The 14,792-nt window shown below is 63.9% G+C and carries 18 protein-coding genes and 1 tRNA gene; 8 read left to right on the top strand and 11 right to left on the bottom strand.

What is annotated here, in order from left to right:
- The first annotated feature begins 5 nt into the window (after positions 1 to 5).
- Positions 6 to 611 carry a 2-hydroxychromene-2-carboxylate isomerase gene (locus tag AKL29_RS06790; RefSeq protein ID WP_050383539.1) on the top strand — a complete coding sequence of 202 codons (606 nt, stop codon included), beginning with the start codon at positions 6 to 8 and terminating at the stop codon, positions 609 to 611.
- A 111-nt stretch (positions 612 to 722) separates the two neighbouring features.
- Complete coding sequence (gene panE / locus AKL29_RS06785; protein ID WP_050383538.1) at positions 723 to 1,643, top strand: 2-dehydropantoate 2-reductase; 921 nt, start codon at positions 723 to 725, stop codon at positions 1,641 to 1,643.
- Between the two features lie 105 nt (positions 1,644 to 1,748).
- Here the strand turns inward: panE and AKL29_RS06780 are convergent, their stop codons facing one another.
- The 3 genes from AKL29_RS06780 to AKL29_RS06770 form a co-directional block, all read right to left on the bottom strand.
- On the bottom strand, positions 1,749 to 2,330 hold the full coding sequence (locus AKL29_RS06780) for a c-type cytochrome (protein ID WP_050383537.1): 582 nt from the start codon (positions 2,328 to 2,330) through the stop codon (positions 1,749 to 1,751).
- 195 nt (positions 2,331 to 2,525) lie between these two features.
- A complete protein-coding gene (locus AKL29_RS06775; RefSeq protein WP_028352288.1) occupies positions 2,526 to 3,803 on the bottom strand; it encodes a PQQ-dependent sugar dehydrogenase in 1,278 nt (425 codons plus the stop codon).
- A 268-nt stretch (positions 3,804 to 4,071) separates the two neighbouring features.
- Positions 4,072 to 4,584 carry a DUF2865 domain-containing protein gene (locus AKL29_RS06770; RefSeq protein ID WP_244481786.1) on the bottom strand — a complete coding sequence of 171 codons (513 nt, stop codon included), beginning with the start codon at positions 4,582 to 4,584 and terminating at the stop codon, positions 4,072 to 4,074.
- Between AKL29_RS06770 and AKL29_RS44470 the strand changes: the two genes are divergently transcribed.
- Positions 4,583 to 4,828 carry a hypothetical protein gene (locus tag AKL29_RS44470; RefSeq protein WP_244481784.1) on the top strand — a complete coding sequence of 82 codons (246 nt, stop codon included), beginning with the start codon at positions 4,583 to 4,585 and terminating at the stop codon, positions 4,826 to 4,828. The genes AKL29_RS06770 and AKL29_RS44470 overlap by 2 nt on opposite strands.
- Positions 4,825 to 5,586: a hypothetical protein gene (locus AKL29_RS43835; protein WP_202814535.1), complete on the top strand. Its 762-nt coding sequence runs from the start codon at positions 4,825 to 4,827 to the stop codon at positions 5,584 to 5,586. Before AKL29_RS44470 ends, AKL29_RS43835 begins: the two co-directional genes overlap by 4 nt.
- A 254-nt stretch (positions 5,587 to 5,840) precedes the next feature.
- On the opposite strand, the gene AKL29_RS06760 is transcribed toward AKL29_RS43835, so the two are convergent.
- Positions 5,841 to 5,915: transfer RNA gene (locus AKL29_RS06760), tRNA-Gly, on the bottom strand.
- A gap of 160 nt (positions 5,916 to 6,075) precedes the next feature.
- Positions 6,076 to 6,531 carry an SRPBCC family protein gene (locus AKL29_RS06755; protein WP_063779888.1) on the bottom strand — a complete coding sequence of 152 codons (456 nt, stop codon included), beginning with the start codon at positions 6,529 to 6,531 and terminating at the stop codon, positions 6,076 to 6,078.
- Between the two features lie 257 nt (positions 6,532 to 6,788).
- Between AKL29_RS06755 and trxA the strand changes: the two genes are divergently transcribed.
- Both trxA and AKL29_RS06745 read left to right on the top strand, forming a co-directional pair.
- Entirely contained in the window at positions 6,789 to 7,709 is a 921-nt protein-coding gene (gene trxA / locus AKL29_RS06750; RefSeq protein ID WP_028352287.1) for a thioredoxin, read from the top strand.
- Positions 7,710 to 7,739: 30 nt separating this feature from the next.
- Positions 7,740 to 8,414 carry an LON peptidase substrate-binding domain-containing protein gene (locus tag AKL29_RS06745; protein ID WP_028335846.1) on the top strand — a complete coding sequence of 225 codons (675 nt, stop codon included), beginning with the start codon at positions 7,740 to 7,742 and terminating at the stop codon, positions 8,412 to 8,414.
- Positions 8,415 to 8,483: 69 nt separating this feature from the next.
- On the opposite strand, the gene AKL29_RS06740 is transcribed toward AKL29_RS06745, so the two are convergent.
- From AKL29_RS06740 to AKL29_RS06715, 6 genes are all read right to left on the bottom strand, one after another.
- Positions 8,484 to 9,038, bottom strand: a complete 555-nt coding sequence (locus tag AKL29_RS06740; RefSeq protein ID WP_050383534.1) for a cytochrome b/b6 domain-containing protein — start codon at positions 9,036 to 9,038, stop codon at positions 8,484 to 8,486.
- A gap of 10 nt (positions 9,039 to 9,048) precedes the next feature.
- Entirely contained in the window at positions 9,049 to 9,345 is a 297-nt protein-coding gene (locus AKL29_RS06735) for a PepSY domain-containing protein (RefSeq protein WP_152977450.1), read from the bottom strand.
- 222 nt (positions 9,346 to 9,567) lie between these two features.
- Complete coding sequence (locus AKL29_RS06730; RefSeq protein WP_063779887.1) at positions 9,568 to 12,102, bottom strand: bifunctional diguanylate cyclase/phosphodiesterase; 2,535 nt, start codon at positions 12,100 to 12,102, stop codon at positions 9,568 to 9,570.
- Between the two features lie 161 nt (positions 12,103 to 12,263).
- Positions 12,264 to 12,686 (bottom strand): PaaI family thioesterase, encoded by a 423-nt coding sequence (locus tag AKL29_RS06725; RefSeq protein ID WP_050383532.1) that lies wholly within the window; start codon positions 12,684 to 12,686, stop codon positions 12,264 to 12,266.
- Positions 12,683 to 13,489, bottom strand: a complete 807-nt coding sequence (locus AKL29_RS06720; RefSeq protein WP_050383531.1) for a crotonase/enoyl-CoA hydratase family protein — start codon at positions 13,487 to 13,489, stop codon at positions 12,683 to 12,685. The genes AKL29_RS06725 and AKL29_RS06720 overlap by 4 nt, the downstream gene beginning before the upstream one ends.
- Before the next feature lie 11 nt (positions 13,490 to 13,500).
- Entirely contained in the window at positions 13,501 to 13,851 is a 351-nt protein-coding gene (locus AKL29_RS06715) for a hypothetical protein (RefSeq protein ID WP_050383530.1), read from the bottom strand.
- Between the two features lie 94 nt (positions 13,852 to 13,945).
- Here AKL29_RS06715 and AKL29_RS06710 point away from each other — a divergent pair, with 94 nt between their 5' ends.
- Together AKL29_RS06710 and AKL29_RS06705 are read left to right on the top strand one after the other, a co-directional pair.
- The gene (locus AKL29_RS06710; RefSeq protein WP_050383529.1) at positions 13,946 to 14,482 is read left to right on the top strand and encodes a TetR/AcrR family transcriptional regulator; all 537 of its coding nucleotides are present in this window, start codon (positions 13,946 to 13,948) and stop codon (positions 14,480 to 14,482) included.
- A 106-nt stretch (positions 14,483 to 14,588) separates the two neighbouring features.
- A complete protein-coding gene (locus AKL29_RS06705) occupies positions 14,589 to 14,786 on the top strand; it encodes a Trm112 family protein (protein ID WP_018269337.1) in 198 nt (65 codons plus the stop codon).
- Positions 14,787 to 14,792: the final 6 nt, after the last annotated feature.

Raw genomic sequence — 14,792 nt, 5'->3', positions numbered from 1 at the left:
CCGCCGTGAGCCAAAATCCGCAATTCCTGTTCGATTTCGGCAGCCCGAACGCTTTCCTCAGCCATGAAGCGATCCCGGCGATCGAAAAACGCACCGGCGTCAAGTTCGAATATGTCCCGATCCTGCTCGGCGGCATCTTCAAGGCCACCAACAACAAGTCGCCGGCCGAGACGCTGGCGGGCGTCAAGAACAAGCCGGAGTTTCAGAAGATCGAGACGGAACGCTTTCTCAAGCGCTTCAACGTCAAGCCCTACACCTGGAACCCGTTTTTCCCGGTCAATACGCTGAACCTGATGCGCGCCGCGGTCGCCGCCCGGTTTGAGGGCGTGTTCGAGAAGTATATCGAGGCCGCCTTCCATCACATGTGGGTCGAGCCGAAGAAGATGGACGATCCTGAGGTCGCCGGCAAAGCCATCGCCTCCTCCGGCCTTGACGCCGCAAAACTGTTCGCCCGCGCGCAGGACGCGGATGTGAAGGCCAAGCTGATCGAATATACCTCATCCGCCGTCGAGCGCGGCGCGTTCGGCTCGCCGACCTTTTTCGTCGGCAACGAGATCTTCTTCGGCAAGGAGCAGCTGCGCGAAGTCGAGGAAATGGTATCGGGAAAGTGAGATGAGCGAATGCCCAATAGCGAGTAGCGAATAGTCGAGCAGTATCCTTATCTATTCGCTACTCCCTATTCGCTCGCCTCCTCGGGCAACAACAAAGAAGGACAAATTCCCATGCGCGTTCTCGTGGTCGGCGCCGGTGCGATCGGCGGATATTTCGGTGGCCGGATGCTTCAGGCCGGCCGCGACGTCACCTTCCTGGTGCGCCCGCGCCGCGCTTCCGAGCTCGCCTCCGCCGGGCTCGTGATCAAGAGCCCGAACGGCGACGTCACGCTGAACAACCCGCCGACCGTGCAGGCCGACAAGCTGTCGGACAAGTTCGACGTCGTGCTGTTGAGCTGCAAGGCGTTCGACCTCGAAGATGCGATCAAGTCGTTTGCGCCCGCCGTCGGCGACAAGACCGCGATCATCCCGCTGCTCAACGGCATGCTGCATCTCGATGCGCTCGACAAGAGGTTCGGCCCTCAGCATGTGCTCGGCGGTCTGTGCGCGATCGCGGCGACGCTGAACGAGAAACGCGAGGTGGTGCAGTTGCAGCCGATGCAGTCGCTCGGCTTCGGCGAGCGCGCCGGCGGCCTGTCGGACCGGGTACGCGCGATCGCTGAAACCTTCTCGGCGATCAACGGCGCCAACGCCAGCGAGCATGTGATGCAGGACATGTGGGAGAAGTGGGTGTTCCTGGCCTCGCTCGCCGCCTCCACCAGCCTGATGCGGACCTCGGTCGGCAACATCCTGGCCGCGCCGGGTGGCAAGGATTTCCTGCTCGGCATCCTCGACGAATGCAGCGCGATCGCCGCCGACGCGGGCCATGGCCCGGGCGGCCCGTTCTTCCAGCGCACCCGCGGGCTCCTGACCACCGAGGGCTCGCCGATGACCGCATCGATGTTCCGCGACATCAAGGCGGGCCTGCCGGTCGAGGCCGATCACGTGATCGGCGACCTGATCGTGCGCGCCGACGCCGCCAAGATCCCGGTGCCGAAGCTGCGCACGGCCTACACGCATCTCAAGGCGTATGAGAGGCAGCGGGCCGGGTGATCTTGCAGCCCGGATGGAGCGGAGCGAAATCCGGGAATCATCTCGCGGCAGATAGAGCGGCCCCCGGATTGCGCTTCGCTTCATCCGGGCTACGCATCCTTACAGCTACAAATGCGCCAGATAATGCGCGAGTGCGGTGATCTCTTCGTCGCTCAGCGGATAGGCGACATCGGCCATCGCGGCCTGGGCCCCGCCGGAGCGCAGGCCCGACTTGTAATCGTGCAGCGCCTTGACGAGATATTCCTCGCGCTGCCCGGCGATGCGGGCCACCGCCTTGGTGCCGGCAAAGTTGTCGCCATGGCATGAGGCGCAGCGGCGGCCGGCGGCGGCCTGCTTGCCCTTTTCGGACAAGTCCGGATTGTCGTCCTTGCCGCCCTTGAACGGCGTCAGCGACGCGAAATAAGCGCCGAGATTGCGGATGTCGTCGTTGTTGAGCTGCTCGACGATCGGCTGCATCTGCTCGTTCTTGCGCGCGCCGGCGCGGAAGAACACCAGCTGCCATTGAACGTACTGGTCGAGCTGGCCGGCGAGCGAGGGAATGTTCTCGGTCTGCGAGATGCCGTTGTCGCCGTGACAAGCGGCGCAGAGTTCGGCCTTCGCCTTGCCGGCGGCGACATCGGCAGCGTTGGCGGACGACGCAACTGCGATAGCCGCCGCGAACAGGATTGCAAGGGACGCAACACGCATTGCCAGTTTTCTCCACGGGTCATTGCCGGGCCTGGCCCGGCAATCCATCTGGCTTGCAGAAGGGTTTTTGTTTGGATGGATGCCCGGATCAAGTCCGGGCATGACGAGTCTGTTCCGTCGTTGGGCTTTGCCGAACCACGTAAACGGGGCTGCGGCTGCCTGATCGGCCACCGCAGCCCCGCATTGTTTCAACCGTTACTTCTTGCTGTAGCTGATGCGATAGATCGCACCGGCCCAGTCGTCGGCGACGAGGATCGAGCCATCCTTGTCGAGCAGGATGTCGGCGGGACGGCCGAGATAGCCCTGGTCACCCTGGATCCAGCCGTCGGCGAAGATTTCCTGCTTGGCGTTCTTGCCGTCGGGGCTCGCGGTGATCTTCACGATGCGGCCGCCCTGGTACTTATGCCGGTTCCAGGAGCCGTGCTCGGCGATCAGGATGCTGTTCTTGTAATCGGCCGGGAATTGGCTTCCGGTATAGAACTTCATGCCGAGCGGCGCCACGTGCGCACCGAGATTGTACACCGGCGGGGTGAACTCCGAGCACTTGTGACCCATCGCGAACTTGGTGTCCGGCAGGTTGCCCTGGTGGCAATAGGGATAGCCGAAGTGCTCGCCGATCTTCGAGATCATGTTGAGCTTGTCGCTCGGCAGATCGTCGCTGATCCAGTCGCGGGCATTCTCGGTGAACCAGTACTTGCCGGTGCGCGGATCGACGTCGCCGCCGACCGAGTTGCGCACGCCGAGCGCCCAGATTTCCGCATTGCCGGTCTTCGGATCGACGCGGCGGATCTGCGACACCGAGGTCGGCGGAATGCCGATGTTGAAGGGCGGTCCGAACGGAATGTAGAACCAGCCTTCCTTGTCGACGGCGATGTATTTCCAGCCATGCGCCGCGTAGGACGGCATGTCGTCATACACCACCTTGCCGCTGCCGAGATTGTCGAGATTGGCTTCGGCATTGTCGTACCTGATCAGCTTGTCGACCGCGATGACGTAGAGCGCGCCGTCGCGGAAGGCGAGGCCGGTCGGCATGTTGAGGCCCTTGAGGATGGTCTTGACCTCTTTCTTGCCGTTGTTGTCCTTGATCGCATAGACGTTGCCGAGCCCGAACGAGCCGACGAACAGCGTGCCCTTGTCGCCCCAGGCCATCTGCCGGGCCGCGAGTACGTTCGAGGCATAGACCTCGATCTTGAAGCCCGGCGGCAGCTTGATCTTCTTCATCATCGCCGCGAGTTCGGAATCGGACGCGCCGGTCGGCGGACCGGACGGCGGGGCAAGGCCCTTCTGCGCTTCGGTCTCGTCGCCGAGGAACCAGTCATCCGGCGGATGGGTCCAGAATTCCTTGGTGCCCGATTCGTACTTCTTCAGCGCACGATTCTTGTCTGTCTGTTGCTGCGCACTGGCGAAGGTCGTCCCCGCCAGCAGCGCGATCGCCGCGAACGCAAGTATTGATCGATTGAAAGCGGATTTCATCGCGTCACTCCCCTACGCAAGCCGTTGCAGCTTGCCTGTTATTGATTTTGAACGCCCTGAGAGATGATGGTGGCGGTCTGTGAGGTAGGTCAGACGGCAAAATGGTAGCACATCCATCGACGCTGAAAAGCGCGTCCGCCGGTGTGCGCTGCGTCAAAACTAGTTGAGACGATATTTGAGACGAAATTTTCCTGAGCAGCCTGCCTGATAACAAGGCATTCTGCACCGCAGCGTGATATTCGAATGAAGCTAGCGCTCGTGATCGTCTCTATCGCGACGACAGGCGCGCCAGACCGAGCGCCTGCGCCTTGGCCTTCGACAGCGGCCTGAACAACACGCTGCGCCGCTGCCCGCTCGTGATCGCCGCGATCTTGAAGCCGTCATCGGCGGCGATGATGTCGCCGGTCCGAAGCGTCATGTCGTCCTCGATCGCAATCGGCGACAGGCCGGTAGACGCGCCGGCGCTGCACGAGCATTGCGGCACCATCTCGCGCTGGAAGCGGAATGCATTGGCGAGCGTCTTGTAGGTCTCGCCCGCTTCGGTTCTGGCGCTGTCGATATCGGAGCCGGAGTACAGCTTCACCTCGGCGGCGGGACAGGCCGCCTCGCATGCCTTGACGTCTGCCGTCTCGCTCACGCGCGGCAGCGGAAAGAAGCGGCCGTCGCAGGTCCTGACGCAGAAGTTTTGCTGGCCGCCCCGGTGCGACCGCGTCGTGATGTAGACCCGCGCTCGCGGCCGTTCGGCCGGCTCGAGGTCAGGCGCCGGCCCAAAGCCAGGCATGGGAGAGAAGCTGGGCGCCGGGGCATACGCCGAGTCGCTCGGCAATTGCTGCGCTGATGCGCCCGAACATGTCCAGACGCCGACGAGCACGACCAGCGCAGCGACGTTTGCGCGAGCCAAGCGGCGATTTAACCCGGGGGTAGCGCGCACGCATTACATTCAGGTGCCATCCTTGTTGGATGTCTCCGTAACGATTCTTGGTGTTAATCACTTTGAAGAAATGAAAAAGCGGAAATATGAATGACAGCCGCGGTAAATCGCTTCTACAATGGGATCAAGAATGCGCGCGATTTGAAGCCGACGGACTTGGTCGGATATTTTGCCTATTTCCTGACTGCGGAAGAGGACGGTGCGGCCGCTAGCACTGCAGCAATTGAGGATTGCTTCAGCGCGTGCGATCTCACCGCGCCAGGAAACACTTCCGCATACCTTTCTAGATCTCTAGGCGGGAAAGGTGCGAAATTCGTCAAAGTGCCGGGCGGCTATCGTCTCCAGCGAGGCTATCGTGACGAGATCGCGGCAAGTCTAGGGGCCTCATCAAATATCGTCCAAACAAGTGCGGAGCTACGAAAACTGGAATCCAGGTTTCCGTCGGGGGCCGAAAAGGGATTTCTTACCGAGCTCATAAACTGCTTCGAGATGGGCGCTGGCCGCGCCGCGATCGTGATGTGCTGGATTCTCGTGATCGATCACCTTTACGCGTATGTTTTGACGCACCATCTGTCGGCGTTTAACGCCGCACTCGCCAAAAATACCGATAAGCGTGTACGCGTCAGCGTGATCCAAGGCCGTGACGACTTCAGCGATATTCCGGAAGGCAAGTTCATTGAGTTCCTGCGCTCCGCAAACATTGTGTCAAGCGACGTTCGAAAAATCCTCGACGCTAAGCTCGGAATTAGAAACACATCCGCTCATCCGTCTTCCGTCGCAATAAAGCCTTCCAAGGTAGTCGAGTTTGTGGACGATCTGATCGAGAACGTTATTCTCAAGTATTCGATTTGAGCCGGCAGAAAGTCTTATTGGAGAAAGGCCGCTACCGCGGAATGCTTGAAACGCTGCCGCGCGGCGACAAACTGGCCGTGGGTTGATCGTAGCCTTGCGGCTTGTTTCCGCAGGTCCCTGATGCAGACGAAGGCCGACACTCCGAGCCTCACGCCTTTCACATGCGAAGCTTAGAATACCGGCGCCGGACAGCAAAAAGCCCGCGCCGATGGGCGGGCCTTCATCAGACTGTCAGCTCGGTCAGCGAGAAATTTTGGAGCGGGCGAAGGGGCTCGAACCCTCGACCCCGACCTTGGCAAGGTCGTGCTCTACCACTGAGCTACACCCGCATCCGAAATGGCGGCGATCGCTCGCCGGCAACGGCAGACCTATGCCAAAAGCCGTCTGTGATTGCAACACAAGAGCGCGGTCCGAACCTCACGAAATCGCACGGTTTCTCTAAAAATTGACCCCGAATCGGCCGAAATCGGCTGCGCCGCCGATTTCTTTTCAGATTTCCGCCGGAACCGGCCTCAGGGCCATCTCGTCCCGGAGCGATTCGAGCCAGATCTCGAACCAGCCGGTCAGCGTCTGCGTCAGCTCGACGCGGCGGGGCGGGTCGCAATCGAACTCGGCCCACCATTCGATAAAGGCCCGGTTGCCGTCGATCACCGGGGTTACCTGCACCGTCGCGCTGAAATCCGTCACCGGCAAGGTCGGGGTGTCGACAAATTCGTAGGTCTGGAAGCGTTCGACGTCGGACTGCGCGAGCAGCCGCTGCCGGATCCGCCGCTCCCGGTACAGCACATTGCGCACGGCCCCGACGGTATCGCCGGATTTGCCGTCCTCGATCTCGCTCGCCCCCGCGCCATGGACCCAGACCGGGTAATTGTTGAAATCGCGGATGATTTTCCAGACTTCGCCGACCGGCTGCTCGAACACCGTGCTGTAATAGGCCTTTGCCACGGGCGCTCCCCTGCTGTCATGAAGGATCGCCATCATCGGCCGTTCCGCGGTACCAACCCACCCGATCTCCGATGGAACGGGACTGACGGCCAAGCGATTGAATTTTGCTGGCTGACTGCCATTTACGGAGCATGATCCCGGAAACCGGTTCCCACTTTTCCGGGATCATGCTCTAGCTGACAGAACGGCTGAACGTGCCGTTCCGGGCGTGCTAGAACGCCCCCGGATTTCCGACCTCAGAAGCAGGCGAGGACAACGTGACGATAATGGAGCAGGGCGGCCCCACGCCCGAGGCAGCGCCCGATCTGATCAAGGAGACGACGACCCAGACCTTCGTCAAGGACGTCATCGAGGAATCGCGCCGTCAGCCGGTCATGATCGACTTCTGGGCGCCGTGGTGCGGTCCATGCCGCCAGCTCACGCCGATCCTGGAAAAGGCGGTTCGCAACGCCAAGGGCCGGGTCAAGCTGGTCAAGATGAACATCGACGAGCATCCGCAGATCCCCGGCCAGATGGGCATCCAGTCGATCCCGGCCGTGATCGCCTTCGTTAACGGCCAGCCCGCCGACGGCTTCATGGGCGCGGTGCCGGAGAGCCAGGTCAACGCCTTCATCGAGAAGATCACCAAGGGCGTGCCGGCCGCCGGCGAGCCTAATCTCGCCGAGATCCTGGCCGAGGCCGACGCCGTGCTTGCCGAGGGCGACGCCGCCCAGGCCGCGCAGATCTATGCCGAGGTGCTGGCGCACGACGCCACCAACATCGCGGCCCTCGCCGGCCTCGCCAAGTGCTACGTCACGTCGGGTGCGATGGAGCAGGCCAAGCAGACGCTGGCGATGGTTCCGGAATCCAAGCGCAACGACGCCGCGGTGAAGGCGGTGCAGGCGGCGATCGATCTCGCCGAACAGGCGGAAGCGGTCGGCCCGGTCGCGGAGCTGGAACAGAAAGTCGCCGCAAACCCGCTCGATCATCAGGCCCGATTCGATCTCGCCACCGCGCTCAACGCGATGGGCAAGCGCACGGAAGCGACCGAGCAATTGCTCGCCATCGTCAGGCGTGACCGCAAGTGGAACGACGACGGCGCGCGCAAGCAGCTGGTGCAGTTCTTCGAGGCGTGGGGCGGCACCGATGAGGCAACCGTCGAGGGGCGCAAGCGGTTGTCGACCATCCTGTTCTCGTAAAGCACGCCCGTCACAGCAGCGGGACCGCAGATGCCGATCAATGCCGAATATCGCGGGCCCGGCGAACTCCCGGAGGTGATCCCGGTGTTCCCGCTGCCCGGCGCGTTGCTGCTGCCGCGCGGCCAGATGCCGCTCAACATCTTCGAGCCGCGATATCTCGCGATGATCGACGACGCGCTGCGCGATGGCCATCGCCTGATCGGCATGATCCAGCCCGACGTGACGCATTCGCAGAAAGAGGCGAAGCCGGTCCTGTTCCGGATCGGCTGCGTCGGCCGCATCACCCAGCTCGCCGAATCCGGCGACGGCCGCTACATCCTCGAACTGACCGGTGTCGCGCGCTTCAAGGTGGTCGAGGAGCTGACCGTGCAGACGCCGTACCGGCAGTGCAAGGTCGACTTCTTCTCCTTCGCCGGCGACTTCACCGCGCGCAAGGGCGAGGAGGCCGTCGACCGCAAGGCGCTGCTCGAAGTGCTGGCCGATTTCCTGGAAGCCAACAATCTGAAGGTCGACTGGGAAGGTATTGAGTCCGCGCCCAACGAGGCGCTGGTCAATGCGCTGGCGATGATGTCGCCCTATGGTCCGGCCGAAAAGCAGGCGATGCTCGAGGCGCCGGACCTGAAGACCCGCGCCGAGATCCTGATCGCGGTCACCGAGATGGACCTCGCCAAGAAGCGCACCTCGGGCGACCCGCCGGTGCAGTAAGGCGCTTCGAGTGAAGCGGCTACCGGCTCGCGTGAAGAAAACGCGTCAAACCAAAAAGCTTCCCGCCCATCAGCGATTGCGCAGCTGCTTGCGGCCGGTGAACATCGCACGCACCAGGTTCTGACGCTGCAGCAAGCCGACCACGACGACGCCGAGCACGTGCAGCCCGACCAGCACCATGACCGCATCCGAGGCATAGGCGTGGGTGTCCTCGACCCACCAGACTCCGAAGAAGGTCACGGTGACCTCCATCGCGCCCGTGATTGTCGAGATCGCAAGCAGGAACAGCAGCGCCACCAGCATCACGGTGCCCGCCGGATTGAGCCCGATATAGCGCCCGGTGATGCCGCGGCGGAGATTCCAGATGTAGCGCGGCGCCGCGCGCAGGCGAACGCCGAGCCTGCCGAAACGCGCGTAGCGCGTGCCGGCAAAGCCCCAGATCAGCCGGAATGCCAGCAGGGCGATCACCGAATACCCCGCCACCCGGTGCACTCGGTCATAGGTGCTGGGCGTCACCCAGGCGACCAGGACGAGGATGGCGAGCGCCCAGTGCCACAGCCGCAGCGGCAGGTCCCAGACCTGCACGCTGGTCGCGCCGCGGGCGCCCGGCGCCGCCTCCGTCATCGCGCCTGCTTCACTTCGCGATCGTGTGCTTCAGGCTGAGGTCTTCCGGGCTGTAGAACAGCTCGTAGAGCTTGCCTTCCTTGACGCCGTACACCTCGTAGCAGGAGCCCTCGATTTTCGATCGGCGCACCTCGTAGCCGAGCGCCTTGGCCTTGGCTTCGGCCTCGCTTGCCGGCTTCCACGACGCCTTGTCGAGCTTGGTGCAATTCTTGTAGCCGTCGGCGAACGCCGCCGATCCGGTCAGTCCAAGAACGCTCCCAAATACGCATGCTGCAAGCGCAGCGCTCAAAATCACTCTCACGCGCATATCCCCTCCGTTGACAATCATACCCACAACGCCTTCGCGCAGGGCACATGCGTGAAGAATGCTGAGGCGATTGCCAAGTCAAGGAAGCGCCGCGACGGCTGGCTTTAGAGGAATTCTAACGGTCGCGAAAACCGCTTTGCGCTCCACGCGCAGTTTGGTTTTGGCGGCGTGCTGCGGCCTTACGCCTCATGCGTATCGGGGCCGCCCGGCGCAGCCCATCGATCAGGATGCGGCACCCGCCATGGCGAAACGAACCGCAGGCCATTCGGCCGCTGCCGGGGTTCGCCCGCCGATCATCTGCGCGACCTTCTCGCTCTGCACCGGCGGGCTGAAGTGGAAGCCCTGCACTTCCACGCAGGCATCGGCGCGGAGGATGTCGAGCTGCTCCCTGGTTTCAACGCCTTCGGCCGTCGTGGTCTTGCCGAGGCTGACGGCAAAGCGCACGATCGCGCGCGCGATCCGGCGCGACTCGTCGGTCGCGCCCGAGAGCTCGGACACGAAGCTGCGGTCGATCTTGACCTTGTCGAACGGAAACTTCTGCAGAAAGCTCAGCGACGAGTAGCCGGTGCCGAAGTCGTCGAGCGCGATCCGCACCCCGAGATCGTGCAGTTGGCTAAGCGCGGTAAACACCGCTTCGCTGTCCTGAATGATGGCCGTTTCGGTGACCTCGAGCTCGAGGCGCCCCGGCGAAATTCCGGCGCTCGCCAGCGCGTGCACGATCACCGGGACCAACTCCGGACTCCTGAACTGCACAGGCGACAGGTTGATCGCGATCTTGAGGTCGCCCGGCCATTTGGCGGCCTCCGCACACGCGGTGCGCAGCACCCATTCCCCCAGCGGCACGATCAGGCCGGTCTCTTCCGCCAGCGGAATGAACTGCGCCGGAGATACCATGCCGCGGTGCGGATGGTGCCAGCGGAGCAACGCCTCGAAGCCGCAGGTCTCCCCGCTCGCGACATGGATGAACGGCTGATAGTGCAGCTCGAACTCGCCATTGGCGAGCGCACTGCGCATGTCGCGCTCGAGGCCGCGCCGGGCCTGCAGCAGCCGATCGAGCTCCGGCTCGAAGAAGCGGAACGAGCCGCGCCCGCCGCTCTTGGCCGAGTAAAGCGCGAGATCGGCGCTGCGCAGCACCTCGTCCGAATCGGTGCCGTCGCGCGGTGCGATCGCAATGCCGATGCTGGTCGTGGTGGTCACCCGATGATCGCCGAGATCGATCGGCTCGCTGAGCGCCTTTCTGATCTTCTCGGCGAGCAGGCCCGCTTCCGTGACCGGATCGCCGACATAGTCGATCACCGCGAACTCGTCGCCGCCGAGCCGCGCGACCAGCGTCGTATCGCTGACGGATCTGCGCAAGCGCGCGGCCACCGACTTCAGCAGCGCGTCGCCCGCCGGATGCCCGAGCGTGTCGTTGACGTCCTTGAAGCGGTCGAGATCGAGCATCAACACCGCAAGGCTCGGTCCGCCGCACCGGGCACCGGACAGCGCGCGCTCCATCCATTCCTTGAGCAGCACGCGGTTCGGCAGATCGGTCAGCGCGTCGTGCTGCGCCATATAGGTGATCTTGGCCTCGGAGCGCCGCTGCTCGGTGACGTCGCGATGCGTCGCCACCCAGCCGCCGCCGGGCATCGGCTGCCGCGTCACGCAGATCAAGCGGCCGTCGGCGAGCTCGTCGACCCGGCTGCTGATCTCGCCGGCCGGGAGCGCGTTCAATGTCGCGAGCACCTGCGTGGCGGCGCTGTCGCTGGTCTCGCCCTTGAGAATGCCGTTGGCGATCCGATGCCTGATGATCTCGCGATGGGACGTGCCGGGCAGCAGCAATTCCGGCGGCAGCCGGTACATCTTGGCGTAGCGATCGTTGCAGACGACGAGGCGCTTCTCCGCATCGAACATGCAGAGGCCCTCACCCATGTGGTTGATCGCGGTATCCAGCCGGAACCTCTGCTCCTCCAGCTCCTTCTGCGACGCCTCGACCTGCTGTCGCGCCGACGAAAGCTGGCTGATGATCTCCTCGAAGCGGCGGGTGCGAAGCGCCAGCCGGCGATCCGCGAGCACGCCGACCAGGCTCATGCCGAGCACCGAGAGCGCCACACCGGCGATCACGATAGCGAGGAAGGCCGGCGAGAGCGACAGGGCCGCCGGAGCCAGCAACGGATCCGGAACGATCTCGACCGCGCCCATCGCGGTGAAATGATGCGACACGATCGCAAGCGTCAGCAGCAGCGCCGCGGCGAGCGACATCCAGCGATCCTGATGGCGCACCGCGATCGCCAGCGCGGCGTAACCGAACAGCATGCCGAGCACGACGGAGGCCGCCACGAGATCGAGCGACCAGACCACGTGACCCGGTACTTCCAGCGCCCACATCCCGAGATAGTGCATGCTGGCGATGCCGGCTCCGATCACGGCGCCGCCGACCGGCGCGCGCCAGCGGCTGGAGTCGCTGGCGGCAAGGCCGAGGCCGCCGGAGGTCAGCATCATCGCCGCGGCGAGCGACAGCCCGGTGAGGACGATACCGTAGCCGGTGGGGATTCCCGGCTCATAGGCCAGCATGGCGATGAAATGCGTTGCCCAGATGCCGTAGCCGATCGCGGCGCCCGCGATCGCAATCCAGATCAGCCGTGTCCTCGCCTGCGATGCAATTGCGCGATGAAAAATATTGACCGCCACAATACTGGCGACGAAGCAGACCAGCCCGGCGAGCAGAACGAGCCGCCAGTCATGCTCACCTGAAAGGCACGTAAGAACACGAAACATGCGTCGGTCCATGGTTGTCCGTACGCACAGGCTAGGCTGATTGAATTGTCTTCTCGATAATATTCTGCAACTTTCAGTAGCATGGTTATCCGCGCGTAAGCCGATTCCGCACCGAAATTGATGGCTCCATAAATTTCACAGCGATGCGCGATCCGCGCGGCTCAGCCTGCCAGCGGAACGAGCACGGTTTCACCGGTTGCAACCAGCGAGGTTTCACCTTGCTCGTTCTCCGCAAAAAGTTCCGCGCGCGCGAAGACCTGCCTGCGCCCCGCACGCAATGTGGTTCCTTTGGCGATGAAGCAGCGGCCCAGCGCGGGCTTCAGGCAGTTCATCGAGAAATGGGATGCGGTGACGGAACCTGCGATCGACGCCGCGGCAAAGCCGCAGGCGGTGTCGAGCAGCGCCGCGATCATCCCGGCGTGCAGGTGTCCCGCATATTGGGTGAGATCGTCGCGCCAGGGCATCCGTAGTTCCACCGTGCCGGTGCCGGCGGTGACGACCTCGAAGCCGGCAAGCCGGTTGAAGGCGGCCGACGCATTGGTCGCAACGAGACGTTCGAGATCGAAGCCCGGGCCAGTCGTCATGTAAAACTCCATTGCGGGGGCCACCGTTCGAGATTCGCCCTGACGGCCTCGATGTGATTGGGCGAGCCGAGCAGAAGCGCCTGTTCGGCCGTTTCGGCCGCAAGTCCGGTCGCCGCATCGCGATCGGCTGCAAGATTGAGCAGCCGCTTGGCGGCGCGGATCGCATCCGGGCTGCGGTCCGCGATTGCGCGCGCCGTCTCCAGCGCGGCCTCGCGCGGCTGTTCGACGATCCGGGTGACGAAGCCATGACCAAGCGCCTCGTCCGCGGAAAAGACGCGCGCGGTGTAGGTGAGTTCACGGACCACATCCTCGCGCGCAAGATGGCGCATCAGCTGCGTGCCGGCCATGTCGGGCACCAACCCCCATTTGCCTTCGATGATCGCAAGGCGCGTGCCGGGTGCGAGATATCTGATGTCGGCACCGAGCATCAGCTGAAAGCCGCCGCCGAAGGCTATGCCGTGGACGGCGGCGATGACCGGCACCGGCAGCTCGCGCCAGAGCCACACCAGATGCTGCGCAAAGTTGGCAATGCCGTGGGTCCGACGGCCGAGATCAGCGAAGGGCAGGATGGATTCGCCCTCCGTCGTTGCGACCAGACGCTCCATGTCGAGGCCTGCGCAGAAGGCCTGCCCTTCGCCCGAGAGCACCACGGCGCGGAGCTTGCGGTTGTCCGCGAGCTGCGCACCGATTTCGGCGATCGCGGCGAACATCGCCGGATCGAGCGCATTGAGCTTGTCAGGGCGGTTGAGCCTGACGTCCGCGACGCCATCGGCGATGCTGAGGCTGGCGCGATCGGCCGTCATGATCGCCCTCGCTAGTAGCCGGCGGCGGCGAGCGCCACGACGACGCTCATCGCCATCCAGCCGAAGTGGCGGAAGCGGGTCGCCACCGCGTTGGCGAGTGCCGCTACGCCGAACACGACACCGAGCGTCGCCACGATCCAGTGCCGCGCGGCATCGGAGGCCATCAGGGGCGCGGCGATCAGCAGCACGCCGCCGCCGATCCAGGCGACGGTGCCGGCCTGATAGACCAGGCGAAGCAAGAGCCGCAGGCGCGGCGGCTCGACGGTGGCGCGCGCGAATATCCTGGTCTCGCCGAGCACGCCATGGATCAGGCTGACCAGAATGGCGACGACGCCGGCGCCCTGCAGCAGAAGATCACGCATAGCGATGCCTCCATACACTACTGTATGGATATGATACCGGCCGCTGGCGCCTGTCAATACACTTGTGTATGGTGGGCCGCGCGGACGGGGAACCATGACGGAACAGCTCTCGGTCAAGGACTGGCTCGATCAGGGTCTGAAGACGCTGGCGCGACGCGGCTTCACGGCGCTCAAGGCCGAGCCGCTGGCCAAGGCCATGGGCGTTTCGCGCGGCAGCTTCTACTGGCATTTCGCCGACATCGGCGCCTACCGCGCGGCGATCCTCACCCATTGGCGCGAGGTCGCGGCCGAGCAGGTGATCGCCGAGCTCGAGACCATTCCGCAAGGCGGCGACGCGCTGGCGCTGTTGCTACGCCGTGCCTTCTCGGCGCGGCTGGCGCTGGAACGCGCGGTGCGCAGCTGGGCCACCGCGGACGCCGAAGCGCGCGCCGCCGTGCTCGAGGTCGACCAGCGCCGGATCGGCTATATCGAAACCCTGCTGCGGCAAGCCGGATTCCCGGACGAGGTGGCGCGCGGCCGCGCGCAGATCTTCTATTGGGCCTTCATCGGCTACGCGCTGTCCGAGCATGCGCTGCCGAAGCCGCGCCAGCAGGCCGCGATCGACGAGCTGCTGCGGATGGCCAGGCGCTGACAGCTGACATTTGGATGTGCTACATCACGGCCAGTTTATTCTGACGCGTTTTCTTCACGCGAACCGGTGCCCACTTCGCTCGAAAACGCTCCAGTCGGAGACCGCAATGAATTCCACGACCGACCATCTCGAGAGCACCGCCGACCCAAAACTGCTCGAAATCCTGGTGTGCCCGATCACCAAGGGGCCGCTGGAATTCGACGCAGCGCGGCAGGAGCTGATTTCGCGCTCGGCAAAGCTCGCCTATCCGATCCGCGACGGCATTCCGATCATGCTGCCGGAAGAGGCGAGGAAGATCGATTGATGTAAG

The organism is Bradyrhizobium pachyrhizi, from assembly GCF_001189245.1.
GTDB classification, from domain to species: Bacteria; Pseudomonadota; Alphaproteobacteria; order Rhizobiales; family Xanthobacteraceae; genus Bradyrhizobium; species Bradyrhizobium pachyrhizi.
The sequence above is the reverse complement of the archived record's forward strand: the minus strand, read 5'-3'. Positions and strand labels throughout refer to the sequence as shown.